This window comes from Pseudomonas sp. 9.2(2024), assembly GCF_039695385.1.
Taxonomy (GTDB): domain Bacteria; phylum Pseudomonadota; class Gammaproteobacteria; order Pseudomonadales; family Pseudomonadaceae; genus Aquipseudomonas; species Aquipseudomonas paraglycinae.
Map to the genome: position 1 here is coordinate 6,162,286 of NZ_CP155585.1, position 17,312 is coordinate 6,179,597.

A 17,312-nucleotide genomic window follows, 5' to 3' on the forward strand; every position below is an offset into this window, starting at 1 on the left:
GTTGGGCCCAAGTTGCCCCGTGCTGCATGACAGTCACGGTTGCCCGGCAACAAAACCGGCGCGCAACTTACCTTCGAAAAACCGTTCCAGCAAAACTTTCTGTCATTTAATTGCACCGCTGACCGCCCAGATGAAGGCGACGGCCAGCGGTGACTGCTTCAAACCGGCTTATTTACCGGATTTGATCTTGGTCCAGCTGCGAGTGATCAGGCGTAGGGTGGCCGCGTCCAGATCGCTGATCGCATAGAGCTGCTTCTTCACTTCAGCCGAAGGGTAGATGCTCGGATCGCTGGTGATTTCCTTGTCCACCAAGGCGGTGGCCGCCTTGTTGCCGTTCGGGAAACGCACGGCGTTGGTGATTTCGGCCATCACTTTCGGCTCGAGCAGGTAGTTCATGAACTTGTAGGCGGCTTCGACGTTTTCGGCATCCTTGGGAATGGCGACCATGTCGTAGAAAGTACCGGCACCTTCTTTCGGAATGGTGTAGGCCAGTTTGACCTTGTCACCGGCTTCCTTGGCGCGGGTCTTGGATTGTTCCAGGTCACCCGAGTAGCCGACCGCCACGCAGATGTTGCCGTTGGCCAGGTCCGAGATGTACTTCGAGGAGTGGAAGTAAGCCACCGAAGGACGGATCTTGAGGAACAGGTCTTCGGCGGCTTTCAGGTCAGCCTTGTCCTTGCTGTTGGTCGGCTTGCCCAGATAGTGCAGAGCCGCGGGAATCATTTCGGTCGGCGCATCGAGGAAGCTCACGCCGCAGCTTTTCAGCTTCTCGATGTTTTCAGGCTTGAACACGATGTCCCAGGAATCGATCTTGTCGATGCCCAGTGCAGCCTTGACCTTGGCCGGGTTGTAGCCGATGCCGATCGAACCCCACATGTACGGGAACGCGTGCTTGTTGCCCGGGTCGCTGGCGTCGCCAACGGCCTTGAGCAGGTCTTCGTCGAGGTTCTTCCAGTTCGTCAGCTTGGACTTGTCCAGTTCCTGATAAACGCCGGCCTTGATCTGCTTGGCCAGGAAGTTGTTGGAAGGCACCACGATGTCGTAACCGGATTTGCCGGCCAGCAGCTTGGCTTCCAGGGTTTCGTTGCTGTCGAAAACGTCATAGACGACCTTGATGCCCGTCTCTTTTTCGAAATTGGCAACCGTGTCCGGCGCGATGTAGTCGGACCAGTTGTAAACGTGCAACACCTTGTCGTCCGCCTGAACCGCACCCGCCATCACGCCCATCAGGGACATGGCGAGCAGAGTCTTGCCAGCGAGCTTTTTGCCTAATGCCTTCATGCGTTAATGCTCCAAATTTTTCTTTTTTGAACCACTTTGTTCAGCGGCCGAACCCGGACAACTGGAACCGCGGCTAGTCTGGCAAGATCCGAGGCGGTCTTTCAAGAAAAGACCAGCCTTTCTGACAGCTCCGAGCGACAGCGCAACAGCTCCATCGCTCAGAGCCTAGCACTTAGCCCTGCAACGCACTCAGGGTCAGGTCCAGGCACTTGCGTGCCTTTGTCACCAGCTCGTCGATCTCCGCCTTGCTGATCACCAGCGGCGGCGCGATGATCATGGTGTCGCCCACGGCACGCATGATCAGCCCGTTGTCGAAGCAGAACTGGCGGCAGATCATGCCCACACCCTTGCCTTCGTAACGCTTGCGAGTGGCCTTGTCCTGCACCAGCTCGATGGCCCCCAGCAGACCGACTCCGCGCACTTCACCCACCAACGGGTGATCGTTCAGTTCGCGCAGACGTTTCTGCAAATACGGTGCCGTTTCTTCATGGGCGCGTTCGATGATTTTTTCTTCGCGCAGAATCCGGATGTTTTCCAGCCCCACCGCCGCCGCCACTGGGTGACCGGAGTAGGTGAAGCCGTGGTTGAAATCGCCGCCCTCGTTGAGCACCGCCACCACTTCGTCGCGCACGATCAGGCCACCCATCGGGATGTAGCCGGACGTCAGGCCTTTGGCGATGGTCATCATGTGTGGCTTGAGGTCGTAGAAATCGCTGCCGAACCACTGGCCGGTACGGCCGAAACCGCAGATCACTTCATCGGCCACGAACAGGATGTCGTACTTGGCGAGGATTTCCTTGATGCGCGGCCAGTAGGTGTCTGGCGGAATGATCACGCCGCCGGCGCCCTGGATCGGCTCGGCAATAAAGGCACCGACGTTGTCCACGCCGACTTCCAGAATCTTTTCTTCCAGCTGATTGGCCGCCCAGATCCCGAACTCTTCCGGGGTCATGTCGCCGCCTTCGGCGAACCAGTACGGCTGGGCGATGTGGACGATGCCCGGAATCGGCAGGTCGCCCTGTTCGTGCATGTAGGTCATGCCGCCCAGGCTTGCGCCGGCCACGGTGGAACCGTGGTAGCCGTTCTTGCGGCTGATGATGACTTTCTTGTTCGGCTGGCCCTTGATCGCCCAGTAGTGGCGAACCATGCGCAGCATGGTGTCGTTGCCTTCGGAACCGGAGCCGGTGAAGAACACGTGGTTCATGCCTTCTGGCGCCACGTCGGCGATGGCCTTGGCCAGTTCCAGCGCCGGCGGGTGCGCGGTCTGGAAGAACAGGTTGTAGTAAGGCAGTTCGCGCATCTGTTTGGCGGCAGCATCCGCCAGCTCATCGCGTCCATAACCGATCGCCACACACCACAGACCCGCCATGCCGTCGAGGATCTTGTTGCCCTCGCTGTCCCACAGGTACACGCCCTTGGCGTTGGTGATGATCCGTGGACCCTTTTCTTTCAGCTGCTTGAAGTCGCTGAACGGGGCCAGGTGGTGATCGCTGCTGAGGGCTTGCCACTCACGGGTTTGCGGGTTGTTGCTGGTCATGCCAATTCTCCTTGTTATCAGTGAAGGCGCGGCGGCTGGCCACCGCGCCCGGCGTATCAGACGGCGAAGAGCAGGTACTCACGCTCCCAGGAACTGATCACGCGCTTGAAGTTTTCATGCTCGGCCCGCTTCACCGCGACGTAGCCGGTGATGAAGGTCTTGCCCAGGTATTTCTCGATGGTCGCGCTGTTTTCCATGCGCTCCAGCGCGTCCTCGATGGTCAGCGGCAGGCGCAGGTTGCGGCGCTCGTAGCCACGGCCCACAACCGGTGCGCTCGGGTTGATGCCTTCGACCATGCCGATGTAGCCGCAGAGCAGGCTCGCGGCAATCGCCAGGTACGGGTTGGCGTCGGCGCCCGGCAAACGGTTTTCCACCCGACGGTTCTGCGGGCCGGCATCCGGGACGCGCAGGCCCACGGTGCGGTTTTCTTCGCCCCACTCAACGTTCACCGGTGCCGAGGTATCCGGCAGGAAGCGGCGGAACGAGTTGACGTTCGGTGCGAACAGCGGCAACAACTCAGGGATCAGTTTCTGCAGGCCACCGATGTGGTGCAGGAACAGCTGGCTCATGGTCCCGTCGTCATTGGAGAACACGTTCTTGCCGGTCTCGATGTCGATGATGCTCTGGTGCAAGTGCATCGCACTGCCCGGCTCACCGGTCATCGGCTTGGCCATGAAGGTCGCGGCCACGTTGTGCTTGAGGGCGGCCTCGCGCATGGTGCGTTTGAACACCAGAATCTGGTCGGCCAGCGACAGGGCATCGCCGTGACGGAAGTTGATTTCCATCTGCGCCGTGCCGTCCTCATGGATCAGCGTGTCGAGGTCCAGCTCCTGCAATTCGCACCAGTCGTAGACGTCTTCGAACAGCGGATCGAATTCGTTCGCCGCTTCGATGGAGAACGACTGGCGACCGATCTCCGGACGCCCGGAACGGCCGACCGGCGGCTGCAACGGATAGTCAGGGTCGTCGCTGCGCTTGGTCAGGTAGAACTCCATTTCCGGCGCCACGATCGGCTGCCAGCCCTTGTCGGCATAGAGTTTCAGGACTTTCTTGAGGACGTTGCGCGGCGACAGCTCGATCGGGTTGCCTTGCTTGTCGTAGGTGTCGTGGATCACCTGGGCGGTCGGCTCGATGGCCCATGGCACCAGGTACACGGCGTTCTGGTCGGGACGGCAGATCATGTCGATGTCGGCCGGGTCGAGCAGTTCGTAATAGATGTCGTCTTCGACGTAGTCGCCGGTCACGGTCTGCAACAGAACGCTCTCTGGCAGGCGCATGCCTTTTTCGGCGATGAACTTGTTGGTCGGCGAGATCTTGCCCCGGGTGATACCGGTCAAGTCGCCGATCATGCATTCGACTTCTGTGATCTTGTGGTCTTTCAACCAATCGGTGAGCTGGTCGAGGTTGTTACTCATAAATGCCTCTGGGCTGAGTCTCCTGACAGATGTCAGGCAATGTTTGACGCACCAGGCGTCGCGTTAAAGGGCCTTGCTTGCGCGCAGTGCCGGCTTACGCCCGGCACCGCGCATAGACAATGAAGGAGGAGCTTACCTGCCCTTTACGCTGGCGTTGCATTTCCTGTGCACATCCCGGGCGTGCAGAATCACGGGCACGGCGACGGACGCGGTGCAGGCCGGGAGCAGGAAAGAGATCTATATTGAAAGGAGAACCGCTAAAGAGGATGCCCTCGCACACGTCCAGAATATCGGACGCTGGCGCTCGATCTGCCATGGGCTGGGAGATCGCTGGCACGTTGCAGGCCTTGCTGGCCGCGCTGCGGACGGACGTGTCGCCACTGATGTGATAAGCATGCAGACCGGACTGCAAAGAGCAGTCGGTGACGCCGATTAACGGCAGGCGAGACATGAAGCACCCCGGTATTATTGCTGTTATGGGTTTGATCCGAGCTTAGCCTTGTTCATTTTTTTACACAACACCCCCGTAAAAAATACAACACGGCCTGCTCAAGCCTGCGGGTGGCGCGTCCTTCACGGATAAAAAAATGCCCCAAAGTGCCCCATAAATGCCCTCGTGGCGCTTTTTCAGGGCAGAAAAGGCCTCGCTTGACTTCGGCAGGCCGTTCGGGTTGACTGAAACCAGAAAAGATCAATGATTGATATTTTTAACAACAAAGGTGTTGCATCATGTCGGTACCCCCGCGTGCCGTTCAGCTTAACGAAGCGAACGCGTTCCTTAAGGAACATCCTGAGGTTCTGTACGTTGACCTTCTGATTGCGGATATGAATGGTGTGGTGCGCGGCAAGCGCATCGAACGCACCAGCCTCCACAAGGTTTACGAGAAAGGCATCAACCTGCCGGCCTCTCTATTTGCTCTGGATATCAATGGCTCCACGGTGGAAAGCACCGGCCTGGGCCTGGACATCGGCGACGCCGACCGTATCTGCTATCCAATCCCCGATACCCTGTGCAACGAGCCATGGCAGAAGCGCCCGACCGCGCAACTGTTGATGACCATGCACGAACTCGAAGGTGACCCTTTCTTCGCCGACCCGCGCGAAGTGCTCCGTCAAGTTGTTGCAAAGTTTGACGAGCTGGGCTTGACCATCTGCGCCGCATTCGAACTCGAGTTCTACCTGATCGACCAGGAAAACGTGAACGGCCGCCCTCAGCCGCCACGCTCGCCGATCTCCGGCAAACGCCCGCATTCGACCCAGGTCTACCTGATCGACGACCTCGACGAATACGTCGACTGCCTCCAGGACATTCTGGAAGGCGCCAAAGAGCAAGGCATCCCGGCCGACGCCATCGTCAAGGAAAGTGCCCCGGCGCAGTTCGAAGTGAACCTGCACCACGTCGCCGACCCGATCAAGGCGTGCGACTACGCGGTCCTGCTCAAGCGTCTGATCAAGAACATCGCCTACGACCATGAAATGGACACCACTTTCATGGCCAAGCCGTACCCGGGCCAGGCAGGCAACGGTCTGCACGTCCACATTTCGGTTCTCGACAAAGAAGGCAAAAACATTTTTGCCAGCGAGGATCCCGAGCAGAACGCCGCGCTGCGTCACGCGATCGGCGGTGTGCTCGAGACCCTGCCCGCGCAGATGGCTTTCCTCTGCCCGAACGTCAACTCCTACCGTCGTTTCGGCGCACAGTTCTACGTGCCGAACTCGCCGAGCTGGGGCCTGGACAACCGCACCGTGGCCCTGCGCGTACCGACCGGCTCCGCCGACGCGGTCCGCCTGGAACACCGCGTTGCCGGCGCCGACGCCAACCCGTACCTGCTGATGGCTTCGGTCCTGGCGGGCGTGCACCACGGCCTGACCAACAAGATCGAGCCACCGGCTCCGACCGAAGGCAACAGCTACGAGCAGAACGAGCAGAGCCTGCCGAACAACCTGCGCGATGCCCTGCGCGAGCTGGACGACAGCGAAGTGATGGCCAAGTACATCGATCCGAAATACATCGATATCTTCGTCGCCTGCAAAGAGAGCGAGCTGGAGGAGTTCGAACACTCCATCTCCGACCTCGAGTACAACTGGTACCTGCACACCGTTTAAGCGGATTGCAGGAATAAAAAGCGCTGCCGGCTTCATCAGCCCGCAGCGTTTTTTTATGGCCGCCTGCGGCGGATCGCTGGCAAGCCAGCTCCCACAGGGTTCTGTTGTGTACTCAAATCTTGTGTTCGACACAGATACCTGTGGGAGCTGGCTTGCCAGCGATGGCGGCCGACAAGACAACGCAAGAGCCGGCTCGTACAATGCCCGCTGCCCCGCAGGAGACTTTCATGACGCGTCCCGCCCCCGTCCGCAAACCCCGTGCCCGCAGTCAGGCACGGATCGATTCGATACTCGACGCCGCGCGCACGCTGCTGGCCGCCGAGGGCGTGGCGAGCCTGTCGATCTACAGCGTGGCCGAGCGCGCGCAGATTCCGCCCTCCTCGGTCTACCACTTCTTCGCCAGCGTCCCGGCGCTGCTCGAAGCGCTGACCGCCGATGTGCACGCGGCCTTCCGTGCCTGCCTGCAAGCGCCGATCGATCACGATGCCCTGCGCGACTGGCGTGACCTGTCGCGACTGGTCGAGGAGCGGATGCTGGAGATCTACGGCGAGGATGCCGCCGCCCGCCAGCTGATCCTCGCGCAGCACGGCCTCACCGAAGTCACCCAGGCCGACCGCCAGCACGACCTCGAACTCGGCGACCTGATGCACAAGTTGTTCGATCATCACTTCGAGCTGCCGCGCCTGCCGGACGATGTGGACGTGTTCGCGCTGGCCATGGAGCTGGGCGACCGCGTCTACGCCCGCTCGGTGCAGCAGCATGGACAGATCACACCGCGCATGGCCGAGGAAGGCATGCGGGTGTTCGATGCCTATATCGGGCTGTATCTGCCGCCCTATCTGCCCAAGCGGGTTCTCTAGCGCGGCACGCGACAGGCACAAAAAACCCCGAAGGGCTCACACCCTTCGGGGTTGTTTTTGTCCCACGCCCTTACAACTTGGCGATGGACACCTCGGTGGATTTCACGAAGGCGATCACTTCGCTGCCGACCTCCAGTTCCAGCTCCTTGACCGAACGGGTAGTGATCACCGACGTGACGATGCCGGAAGCGGTCTGCACGTCGATTTCCGACAGCACGTCGCCGAGAACGATCTCCTTGATCGCGCCTTTGAACTGGTTGCGTACGTTGATGGCTTTGATAGTCATGGCATTGATTCCTGTCGTTTGCTTGAGTTATTGAGCCCAACGCAGTTGCGTAGGCAAGGGTGAAACGGGTTCCGGCGCCGGCGGTTCGCCGGGCAGGGACAACACACGGTTGAGCACTTCGGTTTCCAGCGCCGCCAGGCGATGGGAGCCACGCACCCGAGGGCGCGGCAGCTCCACTTGCAGGTCGAGGCCGACTTCGCCGTCCTCGATCAGAATCACCCGGTCGGCAATCGCCACCGCTTCGCTGACGTCGTGGGTCACCAGCAGCACGGTGAAACCATGCTGTTGCCAGAGACGCTCGATCAGTTGCTGCATCTCGATCCGGGTCAGCGCATCCAGCGCGCCCAGCGGCTCGTCGAGCAGCAACAGACGCGGTTGATGGATCAGCGCCCGGGCCAGCGCCACACGCTGCTTCTGCCCGCCGGACAGCGCCGCCGGCCATTCATTGGCGCGATCGGCCAGACCGACCGCATCCAGCGCCTGCAAAGCTTGCGGACGCCAGTCGCCCTTGAGACCGAGACCGACGTTGTCGATGATCTTTTTCCACGGCAGCAGCCGCGCTTCCTGGAACATCAACCGGGTGTCATCCCGCGCATCGCTAAGCGGTGCAGCCCCGGCCAGCAAATCGCCGCCGGTGGGTTGATCGAGACCGGCGAGCAGGCGCAGCAAAGTACTTTTGCCGCATCCGCTGCGCCCGACCACAGCGACGAATTGCCCCGCCGGAATGTGCAGATCGATGTCACGCAGCACTTGCCGCGAGCCGAAGGTCTTTTGCAGGTTGCGCACCGCCAGCGGAATCCCGCGCAGCAGGCGTGGAGGTTGTTGAGCGGTCATGCCGCACCTCCTTTCGCCACTTGATACGCCGGATGCCAGCGCAGCCACACACGCTCAAGGCCACGGGCCGCGAGGTCGGCCAGCTTGCCGAGCACCGCGTACAGCAGAATCGCCAGCACCACCACGTCGGTCTGCAGGAACTCGCGGGCGTTCATCGCCAGGTAACCGATGCCGGAGCTGGCAGAGATGGTTTCCGCCACGATCAGGGTCAGCCACATGAAGCCCAGAGCGAAACGCACGCCGACCAGAATCGAAGGCAACGCACCCGGCAGAATCACCTGCCAGAACAGGCTGAAACCGGACAGGCCATAACTACGCGCCATCTCAACCAACGCCGGGTCGACGTTGCGGATGCCGTGATAGGTGTTGAGGTAGATCGGGAACAGCGTGCCCAATGCCACCAGGAAAATCTTCGCCGACTCATCGATGCCGAACCACAGGATCACCAGCGGAATCAGCGCCAGGTGCGGCACGTTGCGGATCATCTGCACCGAGCTGTCGAGCAGGCGTTCGCCCCACTTCGACAGGCCGGTGATGAAGCCCAGCACCAGACCGATGCTGCCACCGATGGTGAAGCCCAGCGCGGCGCGCCAGCCGCTGATCGCCAGGTGCGTCCAGATTTCGCCGCTGCGCACCAGGCTCACGCCGGCTTCGATCACCGCCACCGGCGCCGGCAGAATCCGCGTCGACAACCAACCCGCCGACACCGACAACTGCCACACCGCCAGCAACAACACCGGCAACGCCCAGGGCGCGAGGCTGTGGATAAATTTCTTCATGGCGGCGCCTCAGCTCTGGGACGCGGCTTTGGGAAGAATGTCGTTGGCCACCATCTCGCCGAACGGGCTGACGTAACCTGCGCTTTTCGGCAGTTCCGGACGCTCGACGTCAAGGTGCGGGAACAGCAGCTCGGCCACCCGATACGATTCTTCGAGGTGTGGATAACCGGAGAAGATGAAGGTATCGATGCCCAGATCCGCGTATTCCTTCACGCGCGCCGCCACGGTCGGGCCATCGCCGACCAGCGCCGTACCGGCACCGCCGCGCACCAGGCCGACGCCGGCCCACAGGTTCGGGCTGACTTCGAGGTTGTCGCGGCTGCCACCGTGCAGCGCAGCCATGCGTTGCTGGCCGACCGAATCGAACCGCGCCAGCGAAGCCTGGGCACGTTTGATGGTGTCGTCGTCCAGATGCGAGATCAGGCGATCCGCCGCCTGCCAGGCTTCAGCGTTGGTTTCCCGCACGATCACATGCAGACGAATGCCGAAGCGTACGGTGCGCCCGAGCTTGGCTGCTTTGGCGCGAACCTGTTCGATCTTTTCCGCCACTGCCGCCGGCGGCTCGCCCCAGGTCAAGACCATTTCCACTTGTTCGGCGGCCAGATCCTGCGCCGCTTCCGACGAACCGCCGAAATACAGCGGCGGACGCGGCTGCTGGATCGGCGGATAGAGCAATTTGGCGCCCTTCACACTGATGTGCTCGCCGTCGTAATCCACGGTTTCGCCTTCCAGCACCCGACGCCAGATCCGGGTGAATTCCACCGAGGCCTGATAGCGCGCTTCGTGATCGAGGAACAGACCGTCGCCGGCCAACTCTTCCGGATCGCCACCGGTCACCAGGTTGAACAGCGCACGACCGCCGGACAGGCGATCCAGAGTCGCCGCCTGACGCGCCGCCACCGTCGGGGAAATGATCCCGGGGCGCAGGGCGACAAGGAATTTCAGACGCTGGGTCACCGGGATCAGCGAGGCCGCCACCAGCCACGAGTCCTCGCAGGAGCGGCCGGTGGGAATCAGCACGCCGCCAAAACCCAGTCGATCCGCCGCTTGCGCGACCTGTTGCAGATAGCCGTGGTCGACGGCGCGAGCGCCTTCGGCGGTGCCAAGGTAATGGCCGTCGCCGTGGGTTGGCAGGAACCAGAAAATGTTGAGGCTCATGGAGTGGTCTCCTTGGGGATTCGGTTTACTGGGCTTGGGTGACCGAGCTTTGGGCCACAGCGGCCGGTGGGGTCCAGATCACATCCTTGATGCTCAACGGCTTGGGAATCAGCTTGAGCTGGTAGAAGGTGTCGGCGATTTTCTGTTGTGCGGCGACCACTTCCGGGGTCAGGAACAGCGCGCCGTAGCCCTGGCGTTTCACCGAGGTCAGGGTGATGTCTGCCGGCAGGCCGAGCAGCGGCGACACCTGTTGGGTCACGTCTTCCGGGTTGGCCTTGGACCACTCGCCGACGGCGCGCACTTCTTCCACGAGGGTCTTGATCACCTCTGGATTTTTCTGTGCGTAGGGTTTGGTCGCCAGGTAGAACTGGTGGTTGTCGACGATGCCTTTGCCGTCACGCAGCGTGTGCGCTTGCAGCTGTTTCTCGGCGGCGGCCTGGTACGGGTCCCAGATGACCCAGGCGTCGACGCTGCCACGTTCGAACGCGGCGCGGGCATCGGCCGGCGGCAGGAATACGGTTTGAATGTCGGTGTACTTGAGGCCGGCGTCTTCCAGCGCACGCACCAGCAAATAGTGGACGTTGGAGCCTTTGTTCAGGGCGACTTTCTTGCCCTTGAGATCCGCCACCGATTTGATCGGCGAGTCTTTCGGCACGAGGATCGCTTCGCTGTTCGGCGCTGGTGGCTCGTAAGCCACGTAGAGCAGATCGGCACCGGCAGCCTGGGCGAAGACCGGCGGGGTTTCGCCGGTGACACCGAAGTCGATCGAGCCGACGTTCAGGCCTTCCAGCAGTTGCGGGCCGCCGGGGAATTCAGTCCATTGCACGTCGACGCCTTGAGCAGCGAGACGCTTTTCCAGCGTGCCTTTGGCTTTGAGCAGCACCAGCGTGCCGTATTTCTGATAACCGATACGCAGGGTTTCGGCTTGAGCTTGAGTGATGGCGCCGAAGGACACAGCCGCAGCAAACAGAGCGACCAGACCACGACGCAAAAATACAGTGCGCATAGCGCTCTCCTTTTTGCTGTTGGGTTTTGGCTGCACCTGCTTGGCCGTTGGCGGCTGAGTAAGGTGAGTACTTCAAGTTTCGGTGTGGTTCAAATGCTCCAGCGAGCACTCAACAAACGTTCGTTCAACAGCCCCGGCTCCAGCGGCTTCGGCCGGCGGGCCATGGCGCTGACAAACTGGTCCAGCGCTTCATGCAACCGCTGCTCCAACGCCGGCGCCAACTGCGCCTGGGCACTGCCTTCGCCGTAGGCGATCTGGCTGTCCTCGGCAAAAATCCCTTGCAGCATTTCCTGGGCCTTCAACGCCGACAGCACAGGCTTGAGGGCGTAATCGACCACCAGCATGTGGGCGATGCTGCCGCCGGTGGCCATCGGCAAAACGATCTTGTGGTTCAGCGCACGCTCGGGCAGCAGATCCAGCACGGTCTTCAGGGCGCCGGAAAACGACGCCTTGTACACCGGCGTGGCGATCAGCAGGCCATCGGCGTTTTCAATCTGTTGCAGCAGGTCGAGCACCTTCGGGCTGTCGAAGCGGGCGTGGAGCAGGTCTTCGGCCGGGAAGTCCCGCACCTGATAACTCACCACTTCCACCCCTTGCTGCTGCAACCAGCGTTGCGAGCGCTCCAGCAACACCCCGGAGCGGGAACGTTGACTGGGACTGCCACCGAGTGAGACGACCAGCATTCAGACGATTCCTTGCGCGTTACAGGCGATTCGCGGGTTGCGATCTCGCTTCGATGTCAGTGACCTTACCAGTTGATTCATATATCCATAAATCATATTTATTCATTTGGTTATTCTTTATGGAGATATGTATTTCATTTTCTTGCGGCAAAAAAACAGGCCGTCAAAGCGGCCTGAAACCCTGCATCGTGGTTACAAATTGGATGCGCGCGGCGCATTCGACGCCGCCATCGCCAGCAGGCTGGCTCCCACATGGAATGCCCACTTGTGGGAGCCAGCCTGCTGGCGATTGGACTTTATTTGTTCGGCTGTGGGGTGAGGCGCAGGTACGGCTTCACCGCGCGATAGCCCTTCGGAAAGCGTTGCTTGATTTCGTCTTCGTCCTTGAGCGACGGCACGATCACCACTTCTTCACCGTCCTGCCAGTTGGCCGGGGTGGCCACCTTGTAGTTGTCGGTGAGCTGCAGCGAATCGATCACCCGCAAGATCTCGTGGAAGTTGCGCCCGGTGCTCGCCGGGTAGGTGATGGTCAGGCGGATCTTCTTGTTCGGATCGATCACGAACAGCGAACGCACGGTCAGGGTGTCGTTGGCGTTCGGGTGGATCAGATCGTACAGATCGGACACCCTGCGATCGGCATCGGCCAGGATCGGGAAGTTGACGATGGTGTTCTGGGTTTCGTTGATGTCCTCGATCCACTTGTGGTGCGAGTCCACCGGGTCGACCGACAGGGCAATGGCTTTCACGCCGCGCTTGTTGAACTCGTCCTTGAGCTTGGCAGTGAAGCCCAGCTCGGTGGTGCAGACCGGGGTAAAGTCCGCCGGGTGGGAAAACAGCACGCCCCAGCTATCGCCCAGCCATTCGTGGAAACGAATCTTGCCGGCGCTGGAATCCTGTTCGAAATCGGGGGCGATATCGCCAAGTCTGAGGCTCATGGTGCGGCTCCTGATGAGTGGTTGGAGACCTCAACTGTAGCTCGGGATTCGATCTTCTTAAAAAGAATAAATAACTAGATATTTATATCTTTATTGAATATTAAACATCTGTTCACTGGACGTCCCGCAGCATCGCGACGAACATCGCCCTCAAGGTTCGAGAAGGCCTTGAGTTGCTGTAAAGAGGGGAACATCGGGAAAGGCTTACGGGGGTGAGCCGGACCCGAAAACGCAAAAGCCCCGTCCGGCGCGATGCCGGACGGGGCTTTTTTTCGTCAGTTACCTGAGCGCGCTATTACAGCAGCGGGATCGAGTAGCTGAGGATCAGACGGTTTTCGTCCTGGTCGCGAACACCGGCGATGTTGGTACGCCAGGTAGCGTTTTTCCACATGAAGCCGACGTTTTTCAGCGGGCCTTCCGGCACGACGTAACCGATGGTCAGGTCGCGTTCCCACTCGGTGTCGCCGTTGCCGTTTTCACGACCGGTGGAAGTTACGGTGTCGATGTTATCGCCACGCAGGTAAACCATACCGGCGGTCAGGCCCGGTACGCCAACCTTGGCGAAGTCATACGAGTAGCGAGCTTGCCAGGTACGTTCGCCGGCACGGCCGAACTTCTGGATCTGCATGTCGGTAATGGTGTAGTTCGACGAACCGTCGCCCTGGTTCAGCCAAGGGAAGTCGCTGCTGCCGTTGGAAACCTGGTAGCCGCCACCGAAAGTGTGACCTTCAACGGTGTACAGGAACAGACCGCTGTAGAGGTTGTTGTCGACTTTACCGCGACCGCTGGCAACACCGGAGTAGTTACCGCTGCTGAAGTAAGCAGGCGTGTTGCCGTTGCGGCCGTCGTCAGAGCTGTTGAAGTAACGGAAGTCAGACTTCAATACGCCCGGGCCGATTGCCCAGTTGTGGACCAGACCCAGGAAGTGTTGCTTGTAGAAATCTTCCAGGTTGCCGTAGTAGTACTGGGCAGTCAGGTCTTTGGTGATCTTGTAGTCACCACCGGCGTAAATGAACTTGTTGCTGTTAACGGTACGCGGTGCCGCGCCGTTGATAGACAGCTGCTCATTGTTGCTGGAGTTACGACCCTTCGCGTGCTCGATCTGACCACCGACCAGGGTCAGGTCCTTGATTTCGCCGGAAGTGATCTGGCCACCCTGCCAGGTTTGTGGCAGCAGGCGACCGTCGTTGGTCACGATGACCGGGTTCTTCGGCTGCAGGGTACCCAGCTTCAGTTCAGTCTGGGAAATCTTGGCTTTGGCAGTCAGGCCCAGGCTGGAGAAGTTATCAACCGCTTGACCATTGGATTCGCTTGGGAAAACAGTGCCGCCGTAAGCGGTGCCAGGATTACCGTTAGCAGCAACGTTGCCGTTGGTGCCGCCGCCCGAATCCAGACGTACGCCCAGCAGGCCGATGGCGTCGATACCGAAGCCTACGGTGCCTTGGGTGTAGCCGGAGATGAAACGCAGATCGAAGCCTTGGCCCCACTCTTCGTTGCGGCTTGGTTCGGCAGTGCCGCTACGGTTGTCAGTGTTGATGTAGAAGTTACGCAGCCCCAAGGTGGCCTTGCTGTCTTCGATGAAACCGGCGGCGCCTGCCTGCTGCGCCAAAACCCCTACGGCCACGGCCAGGGCCAAGGTGGACTTGTTCATGTTTCGCTCCTCTCGTTTCTAATTCTTGTGTTCCTGGTCCGGGGTCTGATGCCCCTGGATCCTAAGATGCGCGATTAGCGCCAGACCGTGACTGACAAGTCAATCGTAACCTTGTATGTCTACGACCAAGGTCTAATCGCAGTGATTTGGTCCCTGCAGGGTAAAGACTTCCTGATAAACCCAAAAAGAATTTATTAATTCTTTTTGATACCTTTCAGCTATATGGCCAGCCATTTGCCATCCTTACCGGATACAGCGTATCGGCGACTAAGCTCATTACTAAATGGTATTTGTTAGCCTTTTTTTAGATCGATTAGCTTTGACGCAACCCCGATTCGTCAAACCCTATCGAAAAGGCGACGCCATGATGGCCAAACGCGCACTATCTAGTCAATTTGTTACAGTTTGTGTGTCGGCGCTGATTTCTTTTTCAGCCCATGCCGCCAACCTCACCGTCGGCTACCAGACCGGTATTGACCCGAGCAAAGTCCCCCAGGCCGACGGCGTGTACGAGAAGGCCATCGGCGAGAAAATCGACTGGCGTCGGTTCAACAGCGGCCCGGAAGTTGTGACAGCCATCGCCTCCGGCGATGTGCAGATCGGCAACCTCGGCTCCAGCCCGCTGGCGGCCGCTGCTTCGCGCAATCTGCCGATCGTGGCCTTTATCGTCTCGGCGCAGATCAATGCCGCCGAAGCACTGGTGGTGCGTAACGGCAGCGGTATCAACAAGCCCGAAGACCTGATCGGCAAGACCATCGCCACCCCGTTCGTTTCCACCTCCCACTACAGCCTGCTCGGTGCGCTCAAGCACTGGGGCCTGGACACCTCGAAAGTCAAAGTGGTGAACCTGCAACCCGCAGAAATCGCGGCGGCCTGGAAGCGTGGCGACATCGACGGTGCCTTTGTCTGGTCGCCGGCGCTGGGTGAAATCCGCAAGACCGGCAAGACCCTGACGGATGCCGCGCAGGTCGGCCAGTGGGGCGCGCCGACCTTCGAAGTCTGGGTCGCGCGCAAGGACTTTGCCGAGAAGCATCCTGAGGTCGTGGCCAAGTTCGCCAAGGTGACTCTGGACTCGTTCGCCGATTACGCCGCCCATAAAGACAGCTGGACGGCCGATTCCGTACCTGTACAGAAAATCGCCAAACTGACCGGTGCCAATGCTGCCGACGTTCCGGAATTGCTCGCGGGTTCGGCATTCCCGGACGCCAAGGCACAACAGACCACGGCGCTGCTGGACGGCGGCACGGCGAGGGCGATTGGTGAGACGGCGAAATTCTTGAAGGAACAGGGCAAGGTCGAAAGTGTTCTGCCTGACTACTCGCCGTATGTCAGTGCGAAGTTTGTAGCCGAATAAACGCTATCGCGAGCAAGCTCGCTCCCTCACAGGCTCAGTGAACCTTTGTGGGAGCGGCCCTGCTCGCGATGAGGGCGTCACATCACAGAGACTTTTCGAAGATCTTCGAATTGCGCTGATAGTTATAAAGAGAAGCCCGAGCTGCCGGCAGGCGCTCGACGCTGCTCGGTTCGAAACCGCGCTCGCGGAACCAGTGGGCAGTGCGGGTGGTGAGGACGAACAAAGTCTTCAGGCCCTGCGCCCGGGCACGGGTCTCGATGCGCTCGAGCAATTCGTCGCCGCGACCGCCATGGCGATACTCGGGATTCACCGCCAGGCACGCCAGTTCACCGGCATCCGAATCGGCAATCTGATACAGCGCCGCGCAGGCGATGATCATCCCTTCACGCTCGACCACACTGAACTGCTCGATCTCACGCTCCAGCACTTCGCGCGAGCGACGCACCAGAATCCCCTGCTCTTCCAGCGGGCTGATCAGGTCAAGCAAGCCACCGACGTCTTCAATCGCCGCCTCGCGCACCAGTTCGAATTGCTCCTGGGCCACCAGCGTACCGCCACCGTCACGGGTGAACAGTTCGGTCAGCAGCGCACCATCCTCGGCATAACTGACGATATGGCTGCGTGCCACGCCGCCACGACAGGCTTCGGCGGCGGCATCCAGCAGTTCCGCCTGATAGTTGCTGCCCAGACGCTGCAGATGTGCCGGCACCTGTTGCGGACGCAGTTCGCGCACCAGTTTGCCGTTTTCGTCGATCAGACCGAGGTCGGCGCCGAACAGCAGCAGCTTGTCGGCGCCCAGATCGATGGCGGCGCGGGTGGCGACGTCTTCGCAGGCGAGGTTGAAGATCTCGCCGGTAGGCGAATAACCCAGCGGCGACAGCAGCACGATGGAGCGCTCGTCGAGCAGACGGTTGATGCCTTTGCGGTCGACCCGGCGCACTTCGCCGGTGTGGTGATAGTCGACACCTTCCAGCACACCGATCGGCCGGGCCGTCACGAGGTTGCCGCTGGCCACCCGCAGACGCGAGCCCTGCATCGGCGACGAGGCCATGTCCATCGACAGCCGCGCTTCGATGGCGATGCGCAACTGGCCGACCGCATCGATCACGCACTCCAGCGTCGCGGCATCGGTGATGCGCATGCCGTGGTGGTAATGCGGGGTCAGGCCGCGGGCGGCAAGACGGGTTTCAATCTGCGGACGGGAACCATGAACCAGTACCAGCCGCACGCCGAGGCTGTGCAGCAGCACGATGTCATGGACGATGTTGCCGAAATTCGGATGCTCCACGCCGTCGCCCGGAAGCATGACAACGAAGGTGCAATCGCGGTGAGCATTGATATAAGGAGACGCGTGGCGAAGCCAATTGACGTATTCGGGCATGAACCTGGGCCTGTAATAAATAGCAGCCGGAAAAAGGGCAGAACGG

General features: G+C 60.4%; 16 protein-coding genes. 3 read left to right on the forward strand and 13 right to left on the reverse strand.

Annotated elements, in window-relative coordinates:
- Positions 1-168: 168 nt before the first annotated feature.
- The 4 genes from ABFB52_RS27930 to ABFB52_RS27945 form a co-directional block, all read right to left on the reverse strand.
- Positions 169-1,281, reverse strand: a complete 1,113-nt coding sequence (locus ABFB52_RS27930) for a polyamine ABC transporter substrate-binding protein (protein ID WP_011336446.1) — start codon at positions 1,279-1,281, stop codon at positions 169-171.
- Positions 1,282-1,453: 172 nt separating this feature from the next.
- Entirely contained in the window at positions 1,454-2,818 is a 1,365-nt protein-coding gene (locus ABFB52_RS27935; RefSeq protein WP_011336447.1) for an aspartate aminotransferase family protein, read from the reverse strand.
- 56 nt (positions 2,819-2,874) lie between these two features.
- Positions 2,875-4,233 (reverse strand): glutamine synthetase family protein, encoded by a 1,359-nt coding sequence (locus ABFB52_RS27940; protein WP_011336448.1) that lies wholly within the window; start codon positions 4,231-4,233, stop codon positions 2,875-2,877.
- 94 nt (positions 4,234-4,327) lie between these two features.
- Positions 4,328-4,684 carry a gamma-glutamyl-gamma-aminobutyrate hydrolase family protein gene (locus ABFB52_RS27945; protein ID WP_129972266.1) on the reverse strand — a complete coding sequence of 119 codons (357 nt, stop codon included), beginning with the start codon at positions 4,682-4,684 and terminating at the stop codon, positions 4,328-4,330.
- Between the two features lie 278 nt (positions 4,685-4,962).
- On the opposite strand from ABFB52_RS27945, the gene ABFB52_RS27950 reads away from it, so the two are divergent.
- Positions 4,963-6,339 (forward strand): glutamine synthetase family protein, encoded by a 1,377-nt coding sequence (locus tag ABFB52_RS27950; protein WP_011336449.1) that lies wholly within the window; start codon positions 4,963-4,965, stop codon positions 6,337-6,339.
- A 227-nt stretch (positions 6,340-6,566) separates the two neighbouring features.
- Positions 6,567-7,199, forward strand: coding sequence for a TetR/AcrR family transcriptional regulator (locus ABFB52_RS27955; RefSeq protein WP_085746732.1), 633 nt, complete (start codon positions 6,567-6,569; stop codon positions 7,197-7,199).
- A gap of 70 nt (positions 7,200-7,269) precedes the next feature.
- On the opposite strand, the gene ABFB52_RS27960 is transcribed toward ABFB52_RS27955, so the two are convergent.
- The 8 genes from ABFB52_RS27960 to ABFB52_RS27995 all read right to left on the reverse strand — a co-directional run bounded on the left by ABFB52_RS27960 (position 7,270) and on the right by ABFB52_RS27995 (position 14,531).
- Entirely contained in the window at positions 7,270-7,485 is a 216-nt protein-coding gene (locus ABFB52_RS27960) for a TOBE domain-containing protein (protein ID WP_007953520.1), read from the reverse strand.
- 27 nt (positions 7,486-7,512) lie between these two features.
- Positions 7,513-8,319 carry an aliphatic sulfonates ABC transporter ATP-binding protein gene (ssuB, locus tag ABFB52_RS27965; protein WP_102685820.1) on the reverse strand — a complete coding sequence of 269 codons (807 nt, stop codon included), beginning with the start codon at positions 8,317-8,319 and terminating at the stop codon, positions 7,513-7,515.
- Positions 8,316-9,098, reverse strand: a complete 783-nt coding sequence (gene ssuC / locus ABFB52_RS27970; RefSeq protein WP_011336451.1) for an aliphatic sulfonate ABC transporter permease SsuC — start codon at positions 9,096-9,098, stop codon at positions 8,316-8,318. The genes ssuB and ssuC overlap by 4 nt, the downstream gene beginning before the upstream one ends.
- Before the next feature lie 9 nt (positions 9,099-9,107).
- Positions 9,108-10,256: an FMNH2-dependent alkanesulfonate monooxygenase gene (gene ssuD / locus ABFB52_RS27975; protein WP_011336452.1), complete on the reverse strand. Its 1,149-nt coding sequence runs from the start codon at positions 10,254-10,256 to the stop codon at positions 9,108-9,110.
- A 25-nt stretch (positions 10,257-10,281) separates the two neighbouring features.
- Complete coding sequence (locus tag ABFB52_RS27980; protein ID WP_007953529.1) at positions 10,282-11,262, reverse strand: sulfonate ABC transporter substrate-binding protein; 981 nt, start codon at positions 11,260-11,262, stop codon at positions 10,282-10,284.
- Positions 11,263-11,351: 89 nt separating this feature from the next.
- The gene (gene ssuE / locus ABFB52_RS27985) at positions 11,352-11,945 is read right to left on the reverse strand and encodes an NADPH-dependent FMN reductase (RefSeq protein WP_011336454.1); all 594 of its coding nucleotides are present in this window, start codon (positions 11,943-11,945) and stop codon (positions 11,352-11,354) included.
- Between the two features lie 296 nt (positions 11,946-12,241).
- The gene (locus ABFB52_RS27990) at positions 12,242-12,880 is read right to left on the reverse strand and encodes a peroxiredoxin (RefSeq protein ID WP_085746734.1); all 639 of its coding nucleotides are present in this window, start codon (positions 12,878-12,880) and stop codon (positions 12,242-12,244) included.
- 295 nt (positions 12,881-13,175) lie between these two features.
- Complete coding sequence (locus ABFB52_RS27995; protein WP_085746735.1) at positions 13,176-14,531, reverse strand: OprD family porin; 1,356 nt, start codon at positions 14,529-14,531, stop codon at positions 13,176-13,178.
- A 367-nt stretch (positions 14,532-14,898) separates the two neighbouring features.
- Between ABFB52_RS27995 and tauA the strand changes: the two genes are divergently transcribed.
- Positions 14,899-15,885 (forward strand): taurine ABC transporter substrate-binding protein, encoded by a 987-nt coding sequence (gene tauA / locus ABFB52_RS28000; RefSeq protein ID WP_165369519.1) that lies wholly within the window; start codon positions 14,899-14,901, stop codon positions 15,883-15,885.
- A gap of 82 nt (positions 15,886-15,967) precedes the next feature.
- On the opposite strand, the gene argA is transcribed toward tauA, so the two are convergent.
- Positions 15,968-17,266: an amino-acid N-acetyltransferase gene (gene argA, locus ABFB52_RS28005; protein ID WP_007951778.1), complete on the reverse strand. Its 1,299-nt coding sequence runs from the start codon at positions 17,264-17,266 to the stop codon at positions 15,968-15,970.
- Between the last annotated feature and the right edge of the window lie 46 nt (positions 17,267-17,312).